We start from the raw sequence: 20283 nt of genomic DNA, 5'->3' as shown, positions 1-20283 counted from the left end.
ACACCACAGCGTTTCTATGATTATATGATACCACTTTTTCAAAAAAAATCAAGGGAAAATTAAAAATTTTGAAAAGGATTTCATAAGTTTCGTAATTTATCAATGGTTTCCTTGCGTTGAGCCAGGGCACGTTCGTATTTTCCACTATCTTCTGGTGAGAAGTAGCTATGGTTGCGAATTTTTTCTGGCAAGTACTCTTGTTTGACCCAGTGACCTGGGTAGTTATGTGGATAGAGGTAGTTTTGGGCATTGCCTAATTCCTTGCTACCACTATAGTGGCCATCTCGCAGGTGACGTGGGATTGGTAGGTGACCTGAGGTTTTAAGGTCAGACAGAGCCTTGTCCATAGCTACATAGGCTGAGTTGGATTTTGGAGAAAGGGCCAAATCAATCACAACATTGGCAATGAGGATGCGGGCTTCGGGGAAACCGATCCTCTGTGCTGCATCCAGAGCAGTCACGGTATGAATCTGGGCTTCGGGATTGGCCAAACCGATATCTTCATAAGCAATCACAGTCAAACGACGAGCTAGGCTAGGAAGGTCACCGGCCTCTATCAAGCGAGCAGCATAGTGGAGACTAGCGTCCACATCTGATCCGCGAATAGACTTTTGAAGGGCAGATAGAACATCATAGTGCCCGTCTCCATCCTTGTCCATAGTAATGTAACTCCGTTGCAGACTATTTTCCATGATGTCAAGCGTGATATGACGTATACCTTTGTCATTAGCTGGAGTGGAGAGAACTGCCAAATCCAGCGAGTTAAAGGCAGAACGGAGATCACCGTTGGTAGATGTTGCGATAAAATCAAGGGCATCATCATCTAACTCAACAGGGAAATCAAAGCCTCGTTCAGGGTCAGTCAGGGCGATTTGAATGGCCTCTTTGACATCTTGGTTAGACAAGGGTTCCAACTCAAAAATCTGAACACGGCTACGAATGGCTGGCGTGACAGAAAAGAAAGGATTTTCAGTTGTCGCCCCGATCATGATGACCAGTCCACTTTCTAGGAGAGGCAAGAGAAAGTCTTGTTTAGTCTTGTCAAGACGATGAATCTCATCTAGTAGCAGTACAAGGCCACCTGAGAATTTAGCTTCCTCAGCGATTTCTTGGAGACGTTTTTTACTATCAACAGTGGCATTGAAGGTCCGAAAAGCATACTTGGTCGTTCCAGCGATGGCCGAGGCAATACTGGTTTTACCAATTCCTGGAGGTCCGTAGAGTATCATAGAGGATAGGCGATTGGCTTCCACCATACGGCGGATAATCTTGCCTGGTCCAACTAGATGCTCCTGACCGATGACCTGGTCGATGGTTTTGGGGCGCATGCGAAGCGCGAGATTGTCTGGCATAGCAGTCCTTTCTAACATGGATTTTCTGATACGAATGTGGTAAGATGGTAGTATCTATTTTAGCATATTTCCGAGTATTCGGGGCGATTTAAGAGTCGTATAGAAAGAGGACAACATGGCAACATACGGATTTTTAGATGTTTTACAAGAAGAGTTGGACAAGAACTTTCCTTTTGATTATGAGATTAGCTGGGACAAGCGCAATCATGCGGTTGAAGTGAGTTTTCTGCTAGAGGCGCAAAATCCTGCAAGGGTGGAGATGTTAGATGAAGACGGAGAGGTTTCGTCAGATGATATCCTTTTTGAAGAAGCGGTACTTTTTTACAATCCTGCCAAGTCAACAGTTAATGCAGAAGACTATCTCACAGTCATCCCTTACCTGCCGAAGAAAGGTTTTTCTCGTGAATTTTTAGCTTATTTTGCGCTATTCCTTAAAGATACTGCAGAAGTTGGACTAGATGCCCTCATGGACTTTTTGGAAGACCCAGAAGCAGAAGAATTCGTCATGGAATGGAACCAAGAAGTCTTTGAAGAAGGAAAAGTTGGATTGGAAGAAGGAGAATTTTACCCTTATCCGAGATATTAGGAGTCTAGCATGGAGCTAGAGATTTCTGATTTCACAGGCTGCAAGATTGCCTTATTTTGTGGGGATAAGGTCTTGACTATCTTACGTGATGACAAGGAAAATATCCCTTGGCCAAATATGTGGGAGTTGCCAGGTGGTGGTCGTGAAGGGGACGAAAGCCCATTTGAATGCGCGGCGCGTGAAGTTTATGAGGAACTAGGCATTTACTTGACCGAAGATTGCCTGCTCTGGAGCAAGGTCTATCCCAGCATGCTCTATGAAGGCAGACAGTCAGTATTTATGGTCGGTCAGTTAAGTCAGGATCAGTTTGACAGTATTGTCTTTGGAGATGAAGGTCAGGCCTATAAACTGATGAACATTGAGGAATTTTTGACATCCAGTAAAGTAGTGCCTCAGCTACAGGGGAGATTGAGGGATTATTTGGAGGAGAGTTTATGATAAGACTTGAACGAACAGGAGCAGAGGATTTAGAGGACGTCATTGCGATTCAAATAGCTAGCTTTAAGGCTGTATATGACAAATACCAAGATGAATATGATCCCTATCTGGAGGACCGTGAACGAATTAAGTGGAAACTAGTCGAGCGTCCCAATAGCTATTACTACTTTGTCAAAGAAAACGAAGATAAAATTGGATTTCTTCGAATTCAGACCAATGACGAGTTAACGAAAGCTTGGTTAGGAACGGCAGCGATTTTACCTCCCTATCAAGGAAAAGGGTATGGATCTAAAGGTTTAAGCTTGCTGGAAAAAGAATTTCCAACCATCACACAATGGGATTTGTGTACGGTATTACAGGATGCGGGAATGGTTGCCTTCTACAAGAAAAATGGCTACCGTCAAACTCATATCGAGCCTGAAAAAGAAGGTATGGATATGGTCTACATGAAAAAATTGATTGACAAATAGAAAGGATGGTTCAGTTAAATTTCTAAACTGAACCCGCCCTAAACACGGTGCCAAAAAGATAAACTTCTCTTAGACACAAACGTCTTCAGAGAGTTTCTTATTTTGGCTTTGTGTTTTACGGGCTTGGTATCTTAATGATGGAAACATGGCAAGAGTTAAAGGTTACAGTCAAGCGTGAGGGAGAGGAGTTGGTCTCTAATCTCTTGATTGAGCTGGGTGCCCAAGGGGTAGCAATTGAAGATAGCATGGACTATGTTGGAAATGTGGACCGTTTCGGTGAAATTTTCCCTGAGGTCGAGCAACAAGAAGAAATTGTGGTCACAGCCTACTATCCGGAAACGGTTGATGTGGCAACGGTTGAAGCGGACTTGCAGGATCGCTTAGCAGAATTGACGGACTTTATGGACTTAGGAGAAGTCAAGATTGGTACGACTGCCTTGGCTGAGGAAGACTGGGCAGACAACTGGAAGAAATACTATGAACCTGCTCGTATCACTCATGATTTGACCATTGTGCCATCATGGACGGACTATGAAGCAACAGCGGGAGAAAAGATTATCAAGCTAGATCCAGGTATGGCCTTTGGGACTGGAACACACCCGACGACTAAGATGAGTCTTTTTGCCTTGGAGCAGGTCCTTCGTGGTGGCGAAACAGTGCTAGATGTAGGGACTGGTTCAGGGGTTCTTTCTATTGCAAGCTCACTCCTAGGTGCCAAGGAAATCTTTGCCTATGACCTAGATGATGTAGCGGTTCGAGTCGCTCAGGAAAATATTGAGCTCAATCCTAGCATGGAAAATATCCATGTGGCGCCAGGCGATTTGCTTAAAGGCGTGGAGATTAAGGCAGACGTCATCGTGGCTAATATCTTGGCGGATATCCTCATTCATCTGACGGATGATGCTTATCGTTTGGTCAAGGATGAAGGCTACCTGATCATGAGTGGCATTATCAAGGACAAGTGGAACATGGTGCGTGAGTCAGCAGAAGCAGCTGGATTTTTCCTTGAAACCCACATGATCCAAGGGGAGTGGAATGCCTGTGTCTTCAAGAAAACCAAGGATATTTATGGTGTGATTGGAGGCTAGCATGCAGCAGTATTTTGTCAAGGGGAGTGCAATCTCTCCTGTCACTATCGAGGACAAGGAAACCAGCAAGCACATGTTTCAGGTCATGCGCCTGAAGGAAAATGATGAGGTTACTTTGGTCTTTGATGATGGTATTAAGCGCTTGGCGCGCGTAGTAAATGTGGAAGCACGTCAGTTTGAGTTGGTTGAAGAATTAGCTGACAATGTGGAACTGCCAGTCCAAGTGACCATTGCCTCTGGCTTTCCCAAGGGAGATAAGCTAGAGTTCATCACTCAAAAAGTGACGGAACTGGGTGCTAGTCAGATTTGGGCCTTTCCTGCAGACTGGTCAGTCGCCAAATGGGACGGCAAGAAATTGGGCAAAAAGGTCGAGAAACTAGAAAAAATCGCCCTTGGAGCAGCAGAACAAAGCAAGCGGAACTTTGTTCCAAGCATAAAGCTGTTTGAGAGAAGATCAGACTTCTTAGCACAACTTGATCAGTTTGATCGTATCGTGGTAGCTTATGAAGAGTCAGCCAAAGAAGGAGAATCAGCAGCGCTCGTACAAGCTGTCGCTGCTCTTGATAAAGGAGCTAAAATGCTCTTTATCTTTGGTCCAGAAGGTGGTTTATCCCCTGCAGAAATTGAGTCTTTTGAAGTTAAGGGAGCAGTTTTGGCAGGACTTGGCCCTCGCATCCTACGAGCCGAAACAGCGCCACTTTATGCCCTGTCAGCCCTTAGTGTTTTATTAGAATTAGAGAAATAAGAGGAGAAAGATGGAACAAAAACACCGTTCAGAATTTCCTGAAAAGGAGCTTTGGGATTTGACAGCCCTATACCAAGATCGCGAGGATTTCTTGCGTGCGATTGAGAAGGCGGGTGAAGATATCAATCAATTTAGTCGTGACTATAAGGGCAATCTTCACACTTTTGAAGATTTCGAGAAAGCTTTTGCGGAATTGGAGCAAATCTACATCCAGATGAGTCATATCGGTAATTACGCCTTTATGCCTCAGACGACAGACTATGCTAATGAAGATTTTGCCAATATTGCCCAAGCTGGAATGGACTTTGAGACAGATGCCAGTGTCGCCTTAACCTTCTTTAATGATGCCTTAGTGGCTGCAGATGAGGAAGTCTTTGACCGTTTGGGTAACTTACCACATTTGACGTCGGCTATTCGTCAGGCAAAAATCAAAAAAGCCCACTATCTTGGGGCTGATGTGGAGAAGGCCTTGACTAATCTGGGTGAAGTTTTCTATAGTCCACAGGATATCTATACTAAAATGCGAGCTGGCGACTTTGAAATGGCTGACTTTGAAGCCCATGGGAAGACTTACAAAAATAGCTTTGTGACCTATGAAAATTTCTACCAAAATCACGAGGATGCTGAAGTTCGTGAGAAATCATTCCGTTCCTTCTCCGAAGGACTACGTAAGCATCAAAACACCGCAGCTGCAGCCTATCTTGCTCAGGTCAAGTCTGAGAAATTATTGGCAGATATGAAAGGTTATGACTCAGTATTCGACTATCTTTTAGCTGAGCAAGAAGTAGACCGTGCCATGTTTGACCGCCAGATTGACCTTATCATGAATGACTTTGCACCAGTCGCTCAGAGATACCTCAAGCATGTTGCCAAGGTAAATGGTCTTGAAAAGATGACCTTTGCTGATTGGAAATTGGATTTGGATAGTGCTCTAAATCCAGAGGTCAGCATTGATGATGCCTACGATTTGGTCATGAAGTCTGTCGCACCACTGGGGCAAGAATACTGTCAAGAAATCGCTCGTTACCAAGAAGAGCGATGGGTTGATTTCGCTGCTAATAGTGGTAAGGACTCTGGTGGCTATGCAGCTGATCCATACCGTGTGCATCCTTATGTTCTCATGAGCTGGACAGGTCGTTTGAGTGATGTTTATACCTTGATTCATGAAATTGGTCACTCTGGTCAATTTATCTTTTCAGACAATCACCAGAGTTACTTCAACGCCCACATGTCGACCTACTATGTTGAAGCGCCATCGACTTTCAATGAATTGCTGTTAAGCGATTACCTGGAACACCAGTCTGATGATTCACGTCAGAAACGCTTCGCTCTTGCCCACCGCTTGACAGATACCTATTTCCATAACTTCATCACTCACCTTCTGGAAGCAGCCTTTCAGCGTAAGGTGTATACACTGATTGAAGAAGGAGAAACCTTTGGGGCAAGCAAACTTAACAGCATTATGAAGGAGGTCTTGATGGACTTCTGGGGAGATGCTATTGAGATTGATGATGATGCAGCCTTGACTTGGATACGCCAAGCTCACTACTATATGGGCTTATATAGCTATACATACTCTGCAGGACTAGTCATCTCGACTGCTGGTTACCTTCATCTTAAAAACTCTGAGAATGGAGCTAGAGACTGGCTCAATCTCCTCAAATCAGGTGGTAGCAAGACACCACTTGAGTCAGCTATGATTATCGGAGCCGATATCTCAACGGATAAACCACTCAGTGATACGATTCAGTTCTTGTCTGATACGGTTGATCAGATTATAGTTTATAGTGCCCAGTTGGGAGAGTAAAGGAATAGGAAGGTTGTTTTAGAATAATGATCTTGGGATTGTTAATTATCATTATATTTGGCTTAGCTGTAGCTATTTTCAAAAATGCAGTTGAAGGTCGTGATGTTAGATTTGAACTTGCAGTAGAGTTGGTATTGATAATTATTTACTTCATTTTATATCTAATTGTTTTTAATTAAGAATTCTGGGTTTAAAGAGTATAAAGCCATTTAGGAATGGATACTTGGTAAATTACTAGAAATTTAGAGATACTGAGAAAGTATCTCTCTAACTGATAATTAAAACAATTAAAAGAGGTTGGATCATTTTCCAACCTCTTTTTATGTATCTTAATGGAATTGCATACCACCATCGACGATAATGGTTTGACCTGTAATGTAGTTTGAATCTGGTCCAGCAAGGAAGCTAACCGCTGCAGCGACATCTTCTGGCTCAGATAGGCGTTTCAATGTAATATCTTTTGCGAATGTTTGCATACCCCATTCGTCGTCTTTTCCTGCATTTTTCCCAACTTCGTGAGCGATATCATACATCATTGGAGTCTTAACGATACCAGGTGCATACGCATTAACAGTGATGCCTGAGTCAGCTAAATCACGCGCCAATGTTTGAGTAATACCACGAACAGCGAATTTTGTACCACCATAAACAGTCAAGTTTGGATTTCCAACAACACCTGCTTGAGAAGTAGCGTTGATGATTTTACCACCGTGACCAAGTGCTTTGAATTGAGCTTGAGCAGCTTGTGCTCCCCAGATTACCCCACCGACGTTAATAGCAAAGGTACGATTGAACTGTTCTTCTGTAATCGTATCTAGAGGTGTAGTCGGAGCGACACCAGCGTTGTTTACCACAACGTTCAAGTCTCCGAAATGGTCTACAACTTTTTGGAAAGCTGCAGCAACCTCTGCTTGTTTAGATACATCAGCCACAACAGCTAAAGCATTCTCTGCTGACAACTCAGCAACTGCCTTTTCAGCTGTTTCAGCATTGTAGTCTAATACCCCAACCTTAAAACCATCTTGGACCAAGCGTTTTGCGATTGCAAAACCGATTCCTTGACCTGCACCTGTAACAATAGCTACTTTAGACATATGATTCCTCCTTTGGTATCCGTGATACCATTTCAACGTTCATAAAAGAACAGCAAAGGGTTATAAGTGAGTTGTGATAGACTTCTAAAAGAAGTCCTATCGCTTTTTAGTATATACCTTTGTGAAATTAGTGTCAAACAAAGACTGGTTTTTGGAAAAATGAATATTTTTCAAGATCAAAATAATCGAAAACTTTCCTGTGTGAGATTTAGAGTTAGAAAAATAAAACTATCGCGTAAAGGGGAAAGCGCACGATATTTTCCAAGCACTTTTCTTGAAACCCTTTCCTTCTTCTGATAGACTAATACATAGTTTGAAAAAAGGAGACTTAATATGAAAAAATTTGTTGCTGAATTAATCGGTACTTTTATGCTTGTGTTCATCGGAACAGGAGCTGTTGTTTTTGGAAATGGTGTTGAAGGTCTTGGACACCTTGGAATTGCTCTTGCCTTTGGTTTGGCAATCGTAGTCGCAGCTTTCTCAATCGGAACTGTTTCAGGTGCTCACTTGAACCCAGCTGTTTCTATCGCTATGTTTGTGAACAAACGTTTGTCATCTTCAGAGCTTGTAAACTACATCCTTGGTCAAGTAGTCGGTGCTTTCCTTGCATCAGGATCTGTATTCTTCCTCTTGGCAAATTCAGGTATGTCAACTGCAAGTCTTGGTGAAAATGCCTTGGCAAATGGTGTAACTGTCTTTGGTGGTTTCTTGTTTGAAACAATCGCAACCTTCTTGTTTGTTTTGGTCATCATGACTGTAACTTCAGCAAGCAAAGGGAATGGCGCAATCGCTGGTTTGGTGATCGGTTTGTCATTGACTGCTTTGATTCTAGCTGGCTTGAACATCACTGGACTTTCAGTAAACCCAGCTCGTAGCTTGGCTCCTGCTGTATTGGTAGGTGGCGCAGCTCTTCAACAAGTTTGGATTTTCATCCTTGCACCAATCGTTGGTGGAGTTCTTGCAGCCCTTGTTGCTAAAAACTTTTTTGGAACTGAAGAATAATTGAAACTTAAAAAGCCTTGCTTCTCATCTTGAGGAACAGGGCTTTTTCGTATTATACTCTTCGAAAATCTCTTCAAACCACGTCAGCTTCCATCTACAACCTCAAAACAGTGTTTTGAGCTGACTTCGTCAGTCTTATCTACAACCTTAAAGCAGTGCTTTGAGCAACCTGCGGCTAGCTTCCTAGTATGCTCTTTGATTTTCATTGAGTATGAGTTTAACGGTTGTCAATTTTCTCTGGATAGAGGTCGTGTTGGAAGAGGCGTTGTTCTGCCAATCCTTCATACTTGGTTCCAGGTCTACCGTAGTTGTAGTAGGGGTCGATTGAAATGCCACCGCGAGGTGTAAATTTTCCCCAGACTTCTAAATAGCGAGGGTCTAGCAAGTTGACCAAGTCTTTCCCGATAGTGTTGATACAGTTTTCATGAAAATCTCCATGGTTTCGGTAGCTAAAGAGGTAGAGTTTGAGGGATTTTGACTCGACACAGAGCTTGTCAGGAATGTAGGAAATATAAATAGTTGCAAAGTCTGGCTGAGCAGTGATGGGACAAAGTGAGGTAAATTCAGGGCAGTTGAACTTGATGAAATAGTCATTTTCCACATGACGATTATCAAAGGATTCGAGGACTTCGGGTTGATATTCGAAAATGTAGTTGGTTTCTTTGTTGCCGAGGAGGCTGAGGTTTTTCATTTCTTCTTGTTGTGACATGATTTTTTCTTTCTAATCTTAAACACCACGTTGGTTGTCGTAGAGGAGGGTATGGAGTTGAGGAAGGATGCGGACATTGCTCCAGCTATCGTCGGCAGCGACACGTTCCCAGAGTTCTTTGAGGCGGTCCAGTTGGTCTTGGACAATATTGCCTGTAGCCTTGGGTTCAGGATTTCCTGCCGATAAGAAGAGGACATCTGGTTGGTAGCGTTCTTGAATACCTTTGGCAAAGGCTAGATCTGCATCATCAAAGACAGGGATTTTAAAGGTTACTTTGTCTGGGTCTAGTTGTGAAACGATAAAGTCCAAGGTCTCAAAGTTGACTTCCATCTTGGAGGAAGGAGGCTTAGGACTCAGAGTGACTTGGTCGATATCTTTTAACCAATTTTGCCAGCGGGATCCCTGGGTCTCAACAGCCAGAGTGACCCCACGTTCCTTGAGTTTGGTGACCAGTTGAGCCATATTGGCTGCTAGGATAGCAGGATTTCCCCCAGATAGGGTGACATAGTCGTAGCTTCCTAGTTTGTCTAACTCAGCGATTACTTCATCAGCTGTCATGCGAGTTGGCTTTTCAGAACCATCCCAAGTAAAGGCGGAGTCGCACCAGTCGCAGTGGTAGTCGCAACCAGCAGTGCGGACAAACATGGTTTTCTGGCCAATAGCTCGACCTTCACCTTGAAAGGTAGGCCCAAAAATTTCTAGAACTGGTAGTTTGAGGACACGTTCCTTAGTCATCTAACCACTCCCGTCTAAACTCTGCAAAGGCAGTCGGAGTTTCATAGAGGCGAACATATTCCAAACGGAGACCGCGCTCGTCTGGCAACTCTTGGCTCATGGTTTGGAAAATCCAGTAAACCATATTTTCAGCAGTCGTATTCATGTAGGGCAGGGTTTCATTGAGATAGCGATGATCCAAGTGGGGCTCTAAGTAGTCCTTGTAGATAGCTTTGATGTCTCCGAAATCGTGGGTCATACCTCTATCATCTAAAAATCCACTGACAGCGATTTGTAGATGATAGGTGTGACCGTGTAGGGATTTGCATTTTCCTTCATAGTGAAAGAGGTGGTGGGCAGCATCGAAGGTAAATTCTTTTGAGACTAAGGTTCTGTGAGGATTATAGACAAGAGATTCCCCAGTTTCTTGTTTGATTTCTTTGGGGGCAAAAAACATCAGGCCTCTCCTTTCTGAGAGAGATAAACCTCTAAACCATGTTGGCGTAGATGGCAGGCAGGACAAGCTCCACAACCAGTACCGATAATCCCATTGTAGCAGGTCAAGGTCTTCTCACGAACGTAGTCAAAGGCACCAAGTTGGTCAGCTAATTCCCAAGTTTCAGCCTTGTCTAGCCACATGAGAGGCGTTTGGATCACAAAGTCGTAATCCATAGCAAGGTTGAGCGTGACATTGAGTGATTTGACAAAGACATCCCGACAGTCAGGATAACCTGAGAAGTCTGTTTCGCACACTCCTGTCACGATATCCGTAATTCCACGCTGCTTGGCAAGGACTGCCGCAAAGGACAGAAAGAGATGATTGCGACCGTCAACGAAAGTATTAGGAACCTCTCCTTCTTTTTGCTCAATTTCTAAATCTGAAGTCAAGGCATTTTCAGTAATTTGTCCTAGCAGAGACATATCTAGGATATGATGATGAATTCCTTGTTCCTCAGCGATTTCTTTGGCCACTTGAATTTCTAAATGGTGGCGTTGACCGTAGGCAAAGGTAACGGCTTCGACCCTTTCATAGTGTTGCTTGGCCCAGAAAAGGCAGGTTGTTGAATCTTGTCCGCCACTAAAGACGACCAAGGCTGATTGACGTTTCATAGTACTCCTTCCAAAATGGGAAATGTTCAGAGCACGCAAAAAGCTCCCCAGAGGGAGCTAAAAAATACCAAGTAGAGGTTTTTTTTAGCGATGGCATGTCCCAAACATCGTAATATTCTAGTTACAGTCTAGCATATTTTTTGAAAAATGGCAAAGGGCAAGAAAAAAGAGACCAAATGAATGCATTTGGTCTCTCCTTTGATTAGCTCAATTCAGCAACGATAGCTTTGATTTGTTCTGCTGTGTGAACACCAGCAACTTGTTTAACAACTTGTCCATCTTTCTTGAAGAGAAGAGTAGGGATAGACATGATACCAAATGCACGAGCTGTATTCGGATTTTCGTCAACGTCCATTTTAACGATCTTCAAGACATCTTCTGAAAGTTCTTCAGACAATTTGTCCAAGATTGGACCTTGCATACGACATGGACCACACCAAGTAGCCCAGAAGTCTACCAAGACCAATCCGTCTTTAGTTTCTTGTTCGAATGTTGCATCTGTAATTGCTTTTGCCATAGTATTTCTCCTTTTTAATTATATTGGCTTAAATCTTGTTTCATGAGATAGAAGAAAACATCTCCATAAGTCCCATGGTAGTCCAAATCATGTCCCTTGTAGGTTACTTTTTGGACAGGGTAGTAGTCTGCGACACCAATCAGGCAGGCATGTTGAGAACGTTCAAATTCTTCGTATGACTCGAAGGTCATGGTTCTCTCTTGCTTGCTGGCATCAAGATAAGTGATTTCAATCATAGGATTCTCCTTTGCTAAATCATATTTTCATTTTACTCCTCAGAAAAAGGAATGTCAAGAAAATTGATTGCGCACGCAAGTTTTTTTGTAAAAATTTTAGGAAAGCCAACTTGCTTTTGTTTCAAGGCTTTCTTCTACAGCTTTTTGTAGACAGGCAAGAGTTGTCTGACCCTCCTTAGTGAGGCAGATAAAACTAGCTCGCTTATCCTGGTCACAACATCTCCGACTAAGTAAAGCACAGTTTTTGGCTTCTAGGCGTGCCACCATTCGTGATACTGCGCTTGGACTCAGATGGAGTTTGTCCGGCAGGTCAATCTGTCTCAAAGATTTTTCTTGAGCCTGATTTAAAAAGTGCAAGAGATAGAATTCTTTGAGCGTTAGGCTTTGGTCACTCTGCTCAGCAATCGTTTGCTCTAAAAGAGCTTCTAGCTCTACTTGTCGGCGGTTGAAGTCAAACCATTTTTCTAAGTAAGTCATATCAATCTCCTTTCTATATGGTAGTTATAAACAGATTTACCTATCTGAGATGCTTGCGCACGCAATTAGTATACAACTTTTTAGAATAGATAGCAAGAAGGATGTTTCTTGTGTATTTCCTTGAAATTTTCTGAAAAAAGAGTAAACTGGTATGCAGAAAGTCTATTTGTGGAGTAAACGATGAAATTATATGTTCAGTTAATGATTCTCTTTGTCATTTCACTGATTGGTGAGGGAATCTCTAGCTTTTTCCATTTGCCAATTCCTGGAAGTATTATCGGTTTAATTATTTTATTTTTAGCCTTGCAGTTCAAGTGGTTGCGGGTACGTCATGTCAACATGGTTGGGAATTTTCTCCTAGCTAATATGACTATCCTCTTTCTACCTCCTGCAGTTGGGATTATGGAGAAATTTGATGTGATTGCTCCTTATTTATTGCCCATTGTCTTGATTGTCTTTTTTGCAGCAGTTATCAATATTATCTTGATTGCGCTTGTAGTTCAGTTTATCAAAAAGCGTTATGAAGGAGATTATGAAGAAAGAGGTGCTAAATGAGCGAATTTGTATCCAATCCACTTTTTGGGATAGCCTTGTCCATTTTGGCTTATCTTGGAGGCATGATTATCTTTAGACGGTACCCTCATCCTCTGACCACTCCCTTGTTGCTAGCAACTTTATTTATCATTGTTTTTCTAAAACTGACTGGTATTTCTTATGTTGCCTATTATCAAGGTGGGGTCTACCTCAATAACTTGATTGTACCCTCAACAGTAGCTTTAGGAATTCCTCTTTATAAGAGTTTTCACCTCATGAAACACCATGTTAGAAGTATTCTACTCAGTAGTTTCCTTGCTGTTGTTGTAAATACAGTTTTTACAGCTTTAGTTGCAAAAATTTTCGGTATGGATTTTTTCTTGGCGATTTCGCTTTTCCCAAAGTCTGTAACGACGGCCATGGCAGTTGGAATTACGGATAAGCTACAAGGGATAGCGACGATCACCTTGGTAGTTGTGGTAGCAACTGGGATTTTGACTAGCGTTATTGGACCAACACTTTTAAAATGGCTAAAAATAGACGACCCAGTAGCTGTTGGACTGGCCCTGGGAGGAACAGGTCATGCGGTTGGAACTGGGACAGCCTTCCGTTACGGATCAGTCGCTGGTGCCATGGCTGGTTTGGCAATCGGTGTCACAGGTCTGCTGTATGTCTTTATCAGTCCCATCGTAGCTGGTTTAATATTGAGTTAAAGGTCAAGTATTTCTTGGCCTTTTATCTGTTTAATTAAGAATAAAACACCCCCAGCAAATTTTTTTGCTAGGGGCTTCATTCATTATTGTAAGTTTACTTTGTTCTTTAAGATGTAGTAGGTGCCGAGATAGAAGCCGACGCTAAGGATTAAGTCCTTGAAAATTTCAAAGGATAATACCCAATTGTAGTCGAAATCGATGCGAAGATTTAGGGTGATAAAACCAAGGACTATTTGGATAGCGATGTAGGCGACAACCGCAAGAGCTGTACGGTATTCATTAAAGAGTTGACCAATAGAGATAGAAAAGTAGATACAAAGGATACTTGCAAGAGTGTTAACGATATACGAAATCAAGGCTAACCAGAAATCATCTTGATAATTTTTGAGAATAAACTCGGCAACGTTGGATATTAAGACGTCTGGTTGAATCATGGATATGATGATGTAAAGACTAAAAAGGAAAACCACTGTACTTGCCAAAGACCAAACAAAGGCTCCAAGAAGTTTAGCGGAGAGGATCTGGTGTTCAGATACTGGCAGGGTGAGAGTTAAATAGCCACGACGATCGTAAACGCTTCCCTTAAATCGTTGAATAATCAAAATCAAGGTTGAGATACTCAAAGTAATAACCAGACCCCCAAAAACCAGAGATAGAAATACTAACATGACAACACCCTTGTCTTGATAATAGGTGCTAGTAAGGGTGCTGCCCTGAATTCCTATGATGACAGATAGGGATAGTACAGCAGCATAGAGGGCTAAAAACCATTTGTTGACATTTTTAAATTCATAACGAACTAAATTCCAAAACATAAGAATCTCCTTTAACTAGGCTTTGAATTCGTGACGGAAGAGCTGGTCGATAGACTCTCCTGATTCGTAGCGAATATCATCCACATTTCCTTGACGGACAACTTTTCCATCCTTGAGGAAGACAATCTCATCCAAGATTGGTTCGATGTCTGAAATCAAGTGAGTTGAAATCAAGACAGTCGAAGTTGGAGAGTAGTTGTTGATGATGGTGTTCAAGATGTAGTCACGAGCTGCAGGATCGACACCACCGATTGGTTCGTCAAGGACGTATAGACGAGCATCACGACTCATGACAAGGATTAACTGAACCTTTTCTTTGTTCCCTTTTGAGAGTTTCTTGAAACGGCTATTCTCGTCGATGCCAAGGTCACGAAGAAGACCTTGAGCACGCTCCAGATTGAAATCTTTATAGAAGGTCTTGAAAAAGGTAAGAGCTTCTTTGACCTTCATCTGTTCGTTGAGATAGGTCGTATCAGGTAGATAAGAAACGATAGCCTTAGTTGCTGGGCTTGGTTTCATATCGTTGATAAGAATACGCCCACCATCAGGTTGTAACAAGCCGTTGATTAGTTTAATCAGGGTTGTTTTTCCAGAACCGTTTGGGCCAAGGAGACCCACAATCTTTCCTGCTGGGATTTCAAGGGAAACATTTTGAAGAGCAGGGCTTGCTCCATAGAATTTTGAAACATTTTCAAACGTTAACAAGGTCATAGTCTAAACTCCTTCAATATAATCTCTCAAAACAGTTGGTAGTTCTTCTTTTTCATAGCCAAATTCTACCATGCCTGTTACAAATTGCTGCAGCTGTTCTTCTGATAGTTGCTTCCGGGATTGGAGGATTAGGTCCAAGTCCTCGGTGACAAAACGACCTGCAGTCCGCTTGGTGTATACAAAGCCTTCTCTTTCTAGATCTGATAGGGCACGTTGGATGGTATTAGGATTGACGCCAGCCTCGCTAGCCAGTTCTCTGACAGTTGGCAGTTGTTGGTTGGGTTCTAGTTTATGGGAAACGATTTGCAGTTTGATCTTATCCATTATCTGCAAATAAATGGGTTTGTTGTTATCAAATGTCCAGGACATCACGGTCTCCTTTCTACAATTTTTTGTATCACTTAAATAATACAACAAAACAATAAACTTGTCAAGTCAAAAGGAGAATTATTTTGGGAATTGCTCAAAAAATGGTATAATGAAAAGAAAACGACAAGGAGGGGAAGGCATGCGTTGTCCAAAATGTGGCGCCACTAAATCAAGTGTTATCGATAGCCGTCAGGCTGAAGAAGGAAATACGATTAGAAGAAGACGTGAGTGCGAAGAGTGTCAACATCGTTTCACAACCTATGAACGTGTAGAAGAAAGAACGCTGGTTGTGGTCAAGAAGGATGGCACACGGGAGCAGTTCTCCAGAGATAAAATCTTTAACGGGATTATTCGTTCGGCTCAAAAACGTCCGGTGTCTAGTGATGAGATTGGCATGGTGGTCAATCGTATCGAACAAAAACTCCTCAGTCGCAATGATAATGAAATTCAAAGTGAAGATATTGGTTCTCTGGTCATGGAAGAATTGGCTGAACTGGATGAAATCACTTACGTTCGTTTCGCCAGCGTCTATCGTAGCTTTAAAGACGTGAGTGAGCTCGAAAATCTTCTCAAACAAATTACGCAATCTTCAAAGAAGAAAAAGGAAAAATAAATGAAGCCTAATGATCGTTTTTCTTTTCTAAAGAATAATCGGGTGTCGCAAGATCCCACAACTTTGGTGCAGTGCTACCTCCCGATTATCGGTCAGGATGCGCTGAGTCTTTACCTTTATACCTTAGCTTTTTGGGATGATGGACAAAAAGAACACCTTTTTGCAGCTATCCTCAATCATCTCAATTTTGGGATGGACAGGCTTTTAAAGGCTTTTAAAATCTTATCAGCCTTCAATTTGGTTACCCTCTATCAAAAGGGTGACGGCTATGAACTTGCTATTCATCCAACGCTTTCTAGCTCAGATTTCTTGCGTCATACGGTTTATCGTACCTTATTGGAGAAAAAAATCGGTGAGCCAGCAGTTTCTGATTTGCGCCAAGAGCAGGCAGATGGAGAGCCTTTGGCCGTTCCTTTGAGTCAGGCCTTTCCAGAGATAGAAGAATTGGCTAGTCATGATGAGACACCAGTAAAAGCTGATTTTAAAGATGATTTTGATTTGGAGCATTTTCGTCAACTTATGGCGAGAGATAATCTCCGTTTCCAAGATGAACAGTCAGATGTCTTAGAGTTATTTAAAATTGCTGATGAGAAAAAATGGACCTGGTTTGAAACCTATCAATTGGCCAAATCAACAGCTGTTTCGCAAGTTATTTCTGTCAAACGTATGCGCGAAAAATTAGCACAAGAGTCTGTTTCATCGGACTTTAGTCCCCAAGAAGCGACCATTATCCGAGAAGCTAAAAGTAAAACGGCCTTGCAATTTTTAGCGGGAATCAAACAAACCCGAAATGCTGGGATTATCCAAGCCGAACGCGATTTGCTAAAACAGATGGCGGATTTGGGACTGCTTGATGAAGTTATTAATGTTGTTATACTTTTGACCTTCAACAAGGTTGATTCGGCCAATCTCAATGAAAAATATGCCATGAAAGTTGCCAATGATTACTCTTATAACAAGATTAGATCTGCTGAGGAAGCTGTGCTTCGAATCAGAGAGAAGAATCAAAAGGGGCAGGAACAAAAATCGGCCAATACAAGCCCGGCAAAAACTAATGTTCCTAAATGGAGTAATCCAGAATATAAAAATGAAACCAGCGAAGAAACTCGCTTGGAGTTAGAACGTAAGAAAAAAGAAATGTTAGATCGATTAGGAAAAGGAGGAGACTAGATGGAAAGTGTAGGAGATGTGCTTAAAGATCATCCCAGCCGTTTTCAATACCAGGACCTGGTCCAGCAGATTGTAAAAGATCCTGATGTTGCGGCTTTTATCCAGAAGGAATCTCTCAGTCAAGAGGAATTGAATCGTAGTATCTCTAAGTTTAACCAATACATCACCGAGCGAGATAAGTTCCTTCGTGGAGATACCGACTATATCGCGCGTGGCTATAAGCCCATTCTAGTTATGAATCATGGTTACGCAGATGTATCCTATGAGGAAACTCCGGAACTGATTGCGGCTGAGAAAGAAGCGGCTATCAAGAACCGTCTCAGACTGATTAATCTTCCAGCTAGTCTTAAAAAAGCTAGTTTGGCTCAAGTTGATTTGGATGATTTGGGACGTTTGCCAGTTTTTGAAAAGCTCTTTACCTTTGTTGAGCAATATCCAGAAGTCCGTAAAGGTCTCTATCTCTATGGAGACTTTGGAGTTGGAAAGAGCTTTATGGTGGCTGCCCTAGCCCATGATTTGTCAGAAAAACGTGGGGTTTCATCAACTCTTCTTCACTATCCTAGCTTTGTCATTGATGTCAAAAATGCTATCGGTGATGGCAATGTTAAGACCTTGGTGGACGAGATTAAGCTGGCTGAAGTTTTGATTTTAGATGATATTGGTGCTGAGCAATCAACAGCTTGGGTGCGTGACGAGATCCTGCAGGTTATCCTCCAATATCGTATGCAGGAAGATTTACCGACCTTTTTCACCTCCAACTTCAACTTTGAAGATTTGGAAAAACATTTTGCTAAAGGCAAGAACGGAAACGATGAAACATGGGAAGCTAGACGCGTTATGGAGCGTATCCGTTATTTAGCAGAAGAAACACGACTAGAAGGAGAAAATCGCCGATGAGCGAAACAATCACATTAATGAAATCTCATACCTCGGTTCGCAGATTTAAAGAAGAAGCGATTCCTCAAGAGGACTTGAATGAGATTTTATCAGCTGCCCAAATGGCTTCTTCTTGGAAAAATTTCCAATCTTATTCTGTGATTCTAGTCAGAAGTCAAGAAAAGAAAGATGCTCTTTTTGAGCTAGTTCCTCAGGAAGCGATTCGTCAGTCTGCCGCCTTCCTCCTCTTTGTAGGAGATTTAAACCGTGCAGAAAAAGGGGCTCGTCTCCATACCGATACTTTCCAACCTCAAGGGGTGGAAGGACTCCTCATTACTGCAGTAGATGCCGCCTTGGCTGGACAGAATACCTTGCTTGCGGCAGAAAGCCTTGGCTATGGTGGAGTAATCATCGGTTTGGTGCGTTACAAATCTGTTGAAATAGCAGAATTGTTCAACCTTCCTGACTATACCTACCCAGTTTTTGGGATTGCACTTGGTGTGCCGAACCAAAAACATGATGTAAAACCAAGATTGCCACTAGAGAATGTTGTTTTTGAGGAAGAATACCAAGAACAAACAGCTGAGGCTATTGAAGCCTATGACCGTGTGCAGGCCGAATATGCAGGAGCTCGTGCGACTACCACTTGGAGTCAACGTCTTGCAGAGCAATTCGGTCAGCCTGAACCAAGCTCAACTAGAGAAAATCTTGAACAAAAGAACTTATTGTAGAAAGTGAGAAAACATGGCCTTACCAACTGTTGCCATCGTAGGACGTCCCAATGTTGGGAAATCAACCCTGTTTAACCGTATTGCAGGGGAACGCATCTCAATCGTAGAAGATGTCGAAGGAGTGACACGGGACCGTATCTATGCTACTGGTGAATGGCTTAACCGTTCTTTCAGTATGATTGACACTGGAGGGATTGATGATGTTGATGCTCCATTTATGGAACAAATCAAGCACCAGGCAGAGATTGCCATGGAAGAAGCTGATGTCATCGTTTTTGTAGTTTCCGGAAAAGAAGGCATCACAGATGCTGACGAATACGTAGCCCGTAAACTCTATAAAACTCATAAACCTGTTATCCTTGCAGTTAACAAAGTTGATAATCCAGAGATGCGAAATGATATCTATGATTTCTATGCTCTTGGCTTGGGAGAACCATTGCCAATTTCATCTGTGCACGGGATTGGTACAGGGGATGTATTAGATGCCATCGTCGAAAATCTTCCACATGAAGTCGAAGATGAAAATCCAGATGTCATTAAATTCAGTTTGATTGGTCGCCCGAATGTCGGAAAATCTAGCTTGATCAATGCCATTTTGGGAGAAGATCGCGTAATTGCCAGTCCTGTTGCTGGTACAACTCGTGATGCCATTGATACACATTTTACAGATGCGGATGGCCAAGAGTTTACCATGATTGATACGGCTGGTATGCGTAAGTCTGGTAAAGTCTATGAAAACACAGAGAAATACTCAGTCATGCGTGCCATGCGAGCTATTGACCGTTCAGATGTAGTCTTGATGGTCCTCAATGCCGAAGAAGGCATCCGTGAGTATGATAAGCGTATCGCAGGATTTGCACACGAAGCGGGTAAAGGGATGATCATCGTAGTTAACAAGTGGGATACTCTTGAAAAAGATAACCATACCATGAAAAACTGGGAAGAGGATATCCGTGAGCAGTTCCAATATCTGCCTTACGCACCGATTATCTTTGTTTCGGCTTTGACCAAGCAACGTCTCCACAAACTTCCAGAGATGATTAAACAAATCAGCGAGAGTCAAAATACCCGTATCCCATCAGCAGTCTTGAATGATGTCATTATGGATGCTATAGCCATCAACCCAACACCGACAGACAAAGGGAAACGTCTCAAAATCTTCTATGCGACTCAAGTGGCAACTAAACCACCGACCTTTGTGATTTTTGTCAACGAAGAAGAACTTATGCACTTCTCTTACTTGCGTTTCTTGGAAAATCAAATCCGCAAGGCCTTTGTATTTGAGGGGACGCCAATCCATCTGATCGCAAGAAAACGAAAATAAAATGACAAAAAGAAGAAGGTTTTCAGACCTTCTTTTTTGTAGCTGATACCAAGAACGTAGATCTAAATCTGTCATCAAATTA

26 protein-coding genes are annotated in these 20283 nt (G+C 42.4%); 14 read left to right on the top strand and 12 right to left on the bottom strand.

The genetic code is table 11. The features are described from left to right. Positions 1–80 precede the first annotated feature (80 nt). Positions 81–1352 carry a replication-associated recombination protein A gene (locus NML75_RS00575; protein WP_254731458.1) on the bottom strand — a complete coding sequence of 424 codons (1272 nt, stop codon included), beginning with the start codon at positions 1350–1352 and terminating at the stop codon, positions 81–83. Positions 1353–1467: 115 nt separating this feature from the next. Between NML75_RS00575 and NML75_RS00570 the strand changes: the two genes are divergently transcribed. From NML75_RS00570 to pepF, 6 genes are all read left to right on the top strand, one after another. Then, positions 1468–1938 carry a DUF3013 family protein gene (locus tag NML75_RS00570; RefSeq protein WP_254731192.1) on the top strand — a complete coding sequence of 157 codons (471 nt, stop codon included), beginning with the start codon at positions 1468–1470 and terminating at the stop codon, positions 1936–1938. A 9-nt stretch (positions 1939–1947) separates the two neighbouring features. After that, the gene (locus NML75_RS00565) at positions 1948–2376 is read left to right on the top strand and encodes an NUDIX hydrolase (protein ID WP_254731190.1); all 429 of its coding nucleotides are present in this window, start codon (positions 1948–1950) and stop codon (positions 2374–2376) included. Then, positions 2373–2846 (top strand): GNAT family N-acetyltransferase, encoded by a 474-nt coding sequence (locus NML75_RS00560; protein ID WP_006149392.1) that lies wholly within the window; start codon positions 2373–2375, stop codon positions 2844–2846. The genes NML75_RS00565 and NML75_RS00560 overlap by 4 nt, the downstream gene beginning before the upstream one ends. A gap of 137 nt (positions 2847–2983) precedes the next feature. After that, on the top strand, positions 2984–3934 hold the full coding sequence (prmA, locus tag NML75_RS00555; RefSeq protein ID WP_254731455.1) for a 50S ribosomal protein L11 methyltransferase: 951 nt from the start codon (positions 2984–2986) through the stop codon (positions 3932–3934). A 1-nt stretch (position 3935) separates the two neighbouring features. Further along, positions 3936–4679, top strand: a complete 744-nt coding sequence (locus tag NML75_RS00550; RefSeq protein WP_254731187.1) for a 16S rRNA (uracil(1498)-N(3))-methyltransferase — start codon at positions 3936–3938, stop codon at positions 4677–4679. A 10-nt stretch (positions 4680–4689) separates the two neighbouring features. Then, positions 4690–6486, top strand: a complete 1797-nt coding sequence (gene pepF / locus NML75_RS00545; RefSeq protein WP_254731183.1) for an oligoendopeptidase F — start codon at positions 4690–4692, stop codon at positions 6484–6486. Between the two features lie 329 nt (positions 6487–6815). Here pepF and NML75_RS00540 read toward each other — a convergent pair whose 3' ends face one another. Next, positions 6816–7580, bottom strand: a complete 765-nt coding sequence (locus tag NML75_RS00540) for a (S)-acetoin forming diacetyl reductase (protein ID WP_004250763.1) — start codon at positions 7578–7580, stop codon at positions 6816–6818. 333 nt (positions 7581–7913) lie between these two features. Between NML75_RS00540 and NML75_RS00535 the strand changes: the two genes are divergently transcribed. After that, positions 7914–8582: an MIP/aquaporin family protein gene (locus tag NML75_RS00535; protein WP_254731180.1), complete on the top strand. Its 669-nt coding sequence runs from the start codon at positions 7914–7916 to the stop codon at positions 8580–8582. 217 nt (positions 8583–8799) lie between these two features. Here the strand turns inward: NML75_RS00535 and queF are convergent, their stop codons facing one another. The 7 genes from queF to NML75_RS00500 form a co-directional block, all read right to left on the bottom strand. Next, on the bottom strand, positions 8800–9291 hold the full coding sequence (gene queF, locus NML75_RS00530) for a preQ(1) synthase (RefSeq protein ID WP_000082589.1): 492 nt from the start codon (positions 9289–9291) through the stop codon (positions 8800–8802). An 18-nt stretch (positions 9292–9309) separates the two neighbouring features. Beyond that, positions 9310–10026, bottom strand: a complete 717-nt coding sequence (gene queE, locus NML75_RS00525) for a 7-carboxy-7-deazaguanine synthase QueE (protein ID WP_254731177.1) — start codon at positions 10024–10026, stop codon at positions 9310–9312. Next, entirely contained in the window at positions 10019–10462 is a 444-nt protein-coding gene (queD, locus tag NML75_RS00520) for a 6-carboxytetrahydropterin synthase QueD (protein ID WP_254731174.1), read from the bottom strand. Before queD ends, queE begins: the two co-directional genes overlap by 8 nt. Beyond that, positions 10462–11115 (bottom strand): 7-cyano-7-deazaguanine synthase QueC, encoded by a 654-nt coding sequence (gene queC, locus NML75_RS00515; protein WP_254731171.1) that lies wholly within the window; start codon positions 11113–11115, stop codon positions 10462–10464. The genes queD and queC overlap by 1 nt, the downstream gene beginning before the upstream one ends. A gap of 202 nt (positions 11116–11317) precedes the next feature. Next, positions 11318–11632, bottom strand: a complete 315-nt coding sequence (trxA, locus tag NML75_RS00510) for a thioredoxin (RefSeq protein ID WP_001029581.1) — start codon at positions 11630–11632, stop codon at positions 11318–11320. A gap of 14 nt (positions 11633–11646) precedes the next feature. Continuing rightward, on the bottom strand, positions 11647–11868 hold the full coding sequence (locus tag NML75_RS00505) for a DUF4649 family protein (protein WP_004250771.1): 222 nt from the start codon (positions 11866–11868) through the stop codon (positions 11647–11649). Between the two features lie 96 nt (positions 11869–11964). Further along, positions 11965–12345: a MarR family winged helix-turn-helix transcriptional regulator gene (locus tag NML75_RS00500; protein ID WP_254731168.1), complete on the bottom strand. Its 381-nt coding sequence runs from the start codon at positions 12343–12345 to the stop codon at positions 11965–11967. A 180-nt stretch (positions 12346–12525) separates the two neighbouring features. Between NML75_RS00500 and NML75_RS00495 the strand changes: the two genes are divergently transcribed. Next, positions 12526–12900 (top strand): CidA/LrgA family protein, encoded by a 375-nt coding sequence (locus tag NML75_RS00495; protein WP_004250774.1) that lies wholly within the window; start codon positions 12526–12528, stop codon positions 12898–12900. Further along, complete coding sequence (locus NML75_RS00490) at positions 12897–13592, top strand: LrgB family protein (RefSeq protein ID WP_254731165.1); 696 nt, start codon at positions 12897–12899, stop codon at positions 13590–13592. Before NML75_RS00495 ends, NML75_RS00490 begins: the two co-directional genes overlap by 4 nt. Positions 13593–13675: 83 nt before the next feature. Here the strand turns inward: NML75_RS00490 and NML75_RS00485 are convergent, their stop codons facing one another. The 3 genes from NML75_RS00485 to NML75_RS00475 are packed head-to-tail and all read right to left on the bottom strand — an operon-like array spanning position 13676 to position 15487. Beyond that, complete coding sequence (locus NML75_RS00485; protein ID WP_254731162.1) at positions 13676–14407, bottom strand: hypothetical protein; 732 nt, start codon at positions 14405–14407, stop codon at positions 13676–13678. A gap of 15 nt (positions 14408–14422) precedes the next feature. Next, positions 14423–15118 carry an ABC transporter ATP-binding protein gene (locus tag NML75_RS00480; protein ID WP_254731159.1) on the bottom strand — a complete coding sequence of 232 codons (696 nt, stop codon included), beginning with the start codon at positions 15116–15118 and terminating at the stop codon, positions 14423–14425. A 3-nt stretch (positions 15119–15121) separates the two neighbouring features. Continuing rightward, positions 15122–15487 carry a GntR family transcriptional regulator gene (locus tag NML75_RS00475; protein ID WP_006149409.1) on the bottom strand — a complete coding sequence of 122 codons (366 nt, stop codon included), beginning with the start codon at positions 15485–15487 and terminating at the stop codon, positions 15122–15124. A gap of 139 nt (positions 15488–15626) precedes the next feature. Here NML75_RS00475 and nrdR point away from each other — a divergent pair, with 139 nt between their 5' ends. From nrdR to der, 5 genes are read left to right on the top strand one after another with little or no spacing between them, the layout of a single operon-like run. Further along, entirely contained in the window at positions 15627–16100 is a 474-nt protein-coding gene (gene nrdR / locus NML75_RS00470) for a transcriptional regulator NrdR (RefSeq protein ID WP_004250782.1), read from the top strand. Further along, a complete protein-coding gene (locus NML75_RS00465; protein ID WP_254731156.1) occupies positions 16101–17270 on the top strand; it encodes a DNA helicase in 1170 nt (389 codons plus the stop codon). Continuing rightward, entirely contained in the window at positions 17271–18167 is an 897-nt protein-coding gene (gene dnaI / locus NML75_RS00460) for a primosomal protein DnaI (RefSeq protein WP_254731152.1), read from the top strand. It abuts the gene before it with no gap. Further along, positions 18164–18877, top strand: coding sequence for an NADPH-dependent oxidoreductase (locus tag NML75_RS00455; RefSeq protein WP_254731146.1), 714 nt, complete (start codon positions 18164–18166; stop codon positions 18875–18877). The genes dnaI and NML75_RS00455 overlap by 4 nt, the downstream gene beginning before the upstream one ends. A 13-nt stretch (positions 18878–18890) precedes the next feature. Beyond that, positions 18891–20201, top strand: coding sequence for a ribosome biogenesis GTPase Der (der, locus tag NML75_RS00450; protein ID WP_004250788.1), 1311 nt, complete (start codon positions 18891–18893; stop codon positions 20199–20201). The last annotated feature ends 82 nt before the right edge of the window (positions 20202–20283 follow it).

It is taken from the genome of Streptococcus sp. CF4-3 (assembly GCF_024295385.1).
GTDB lineage: Bacteria > Bacillota > Bacilli > Lactobacillales > Streptococcaceae > Streptococcus > Streptococcus infantis_I.
The sequence above is the reverse complement of the archived record's forward strand: the minus strand, read 5'-3'. Positions and strand labels throughout refer to the sequence as shown.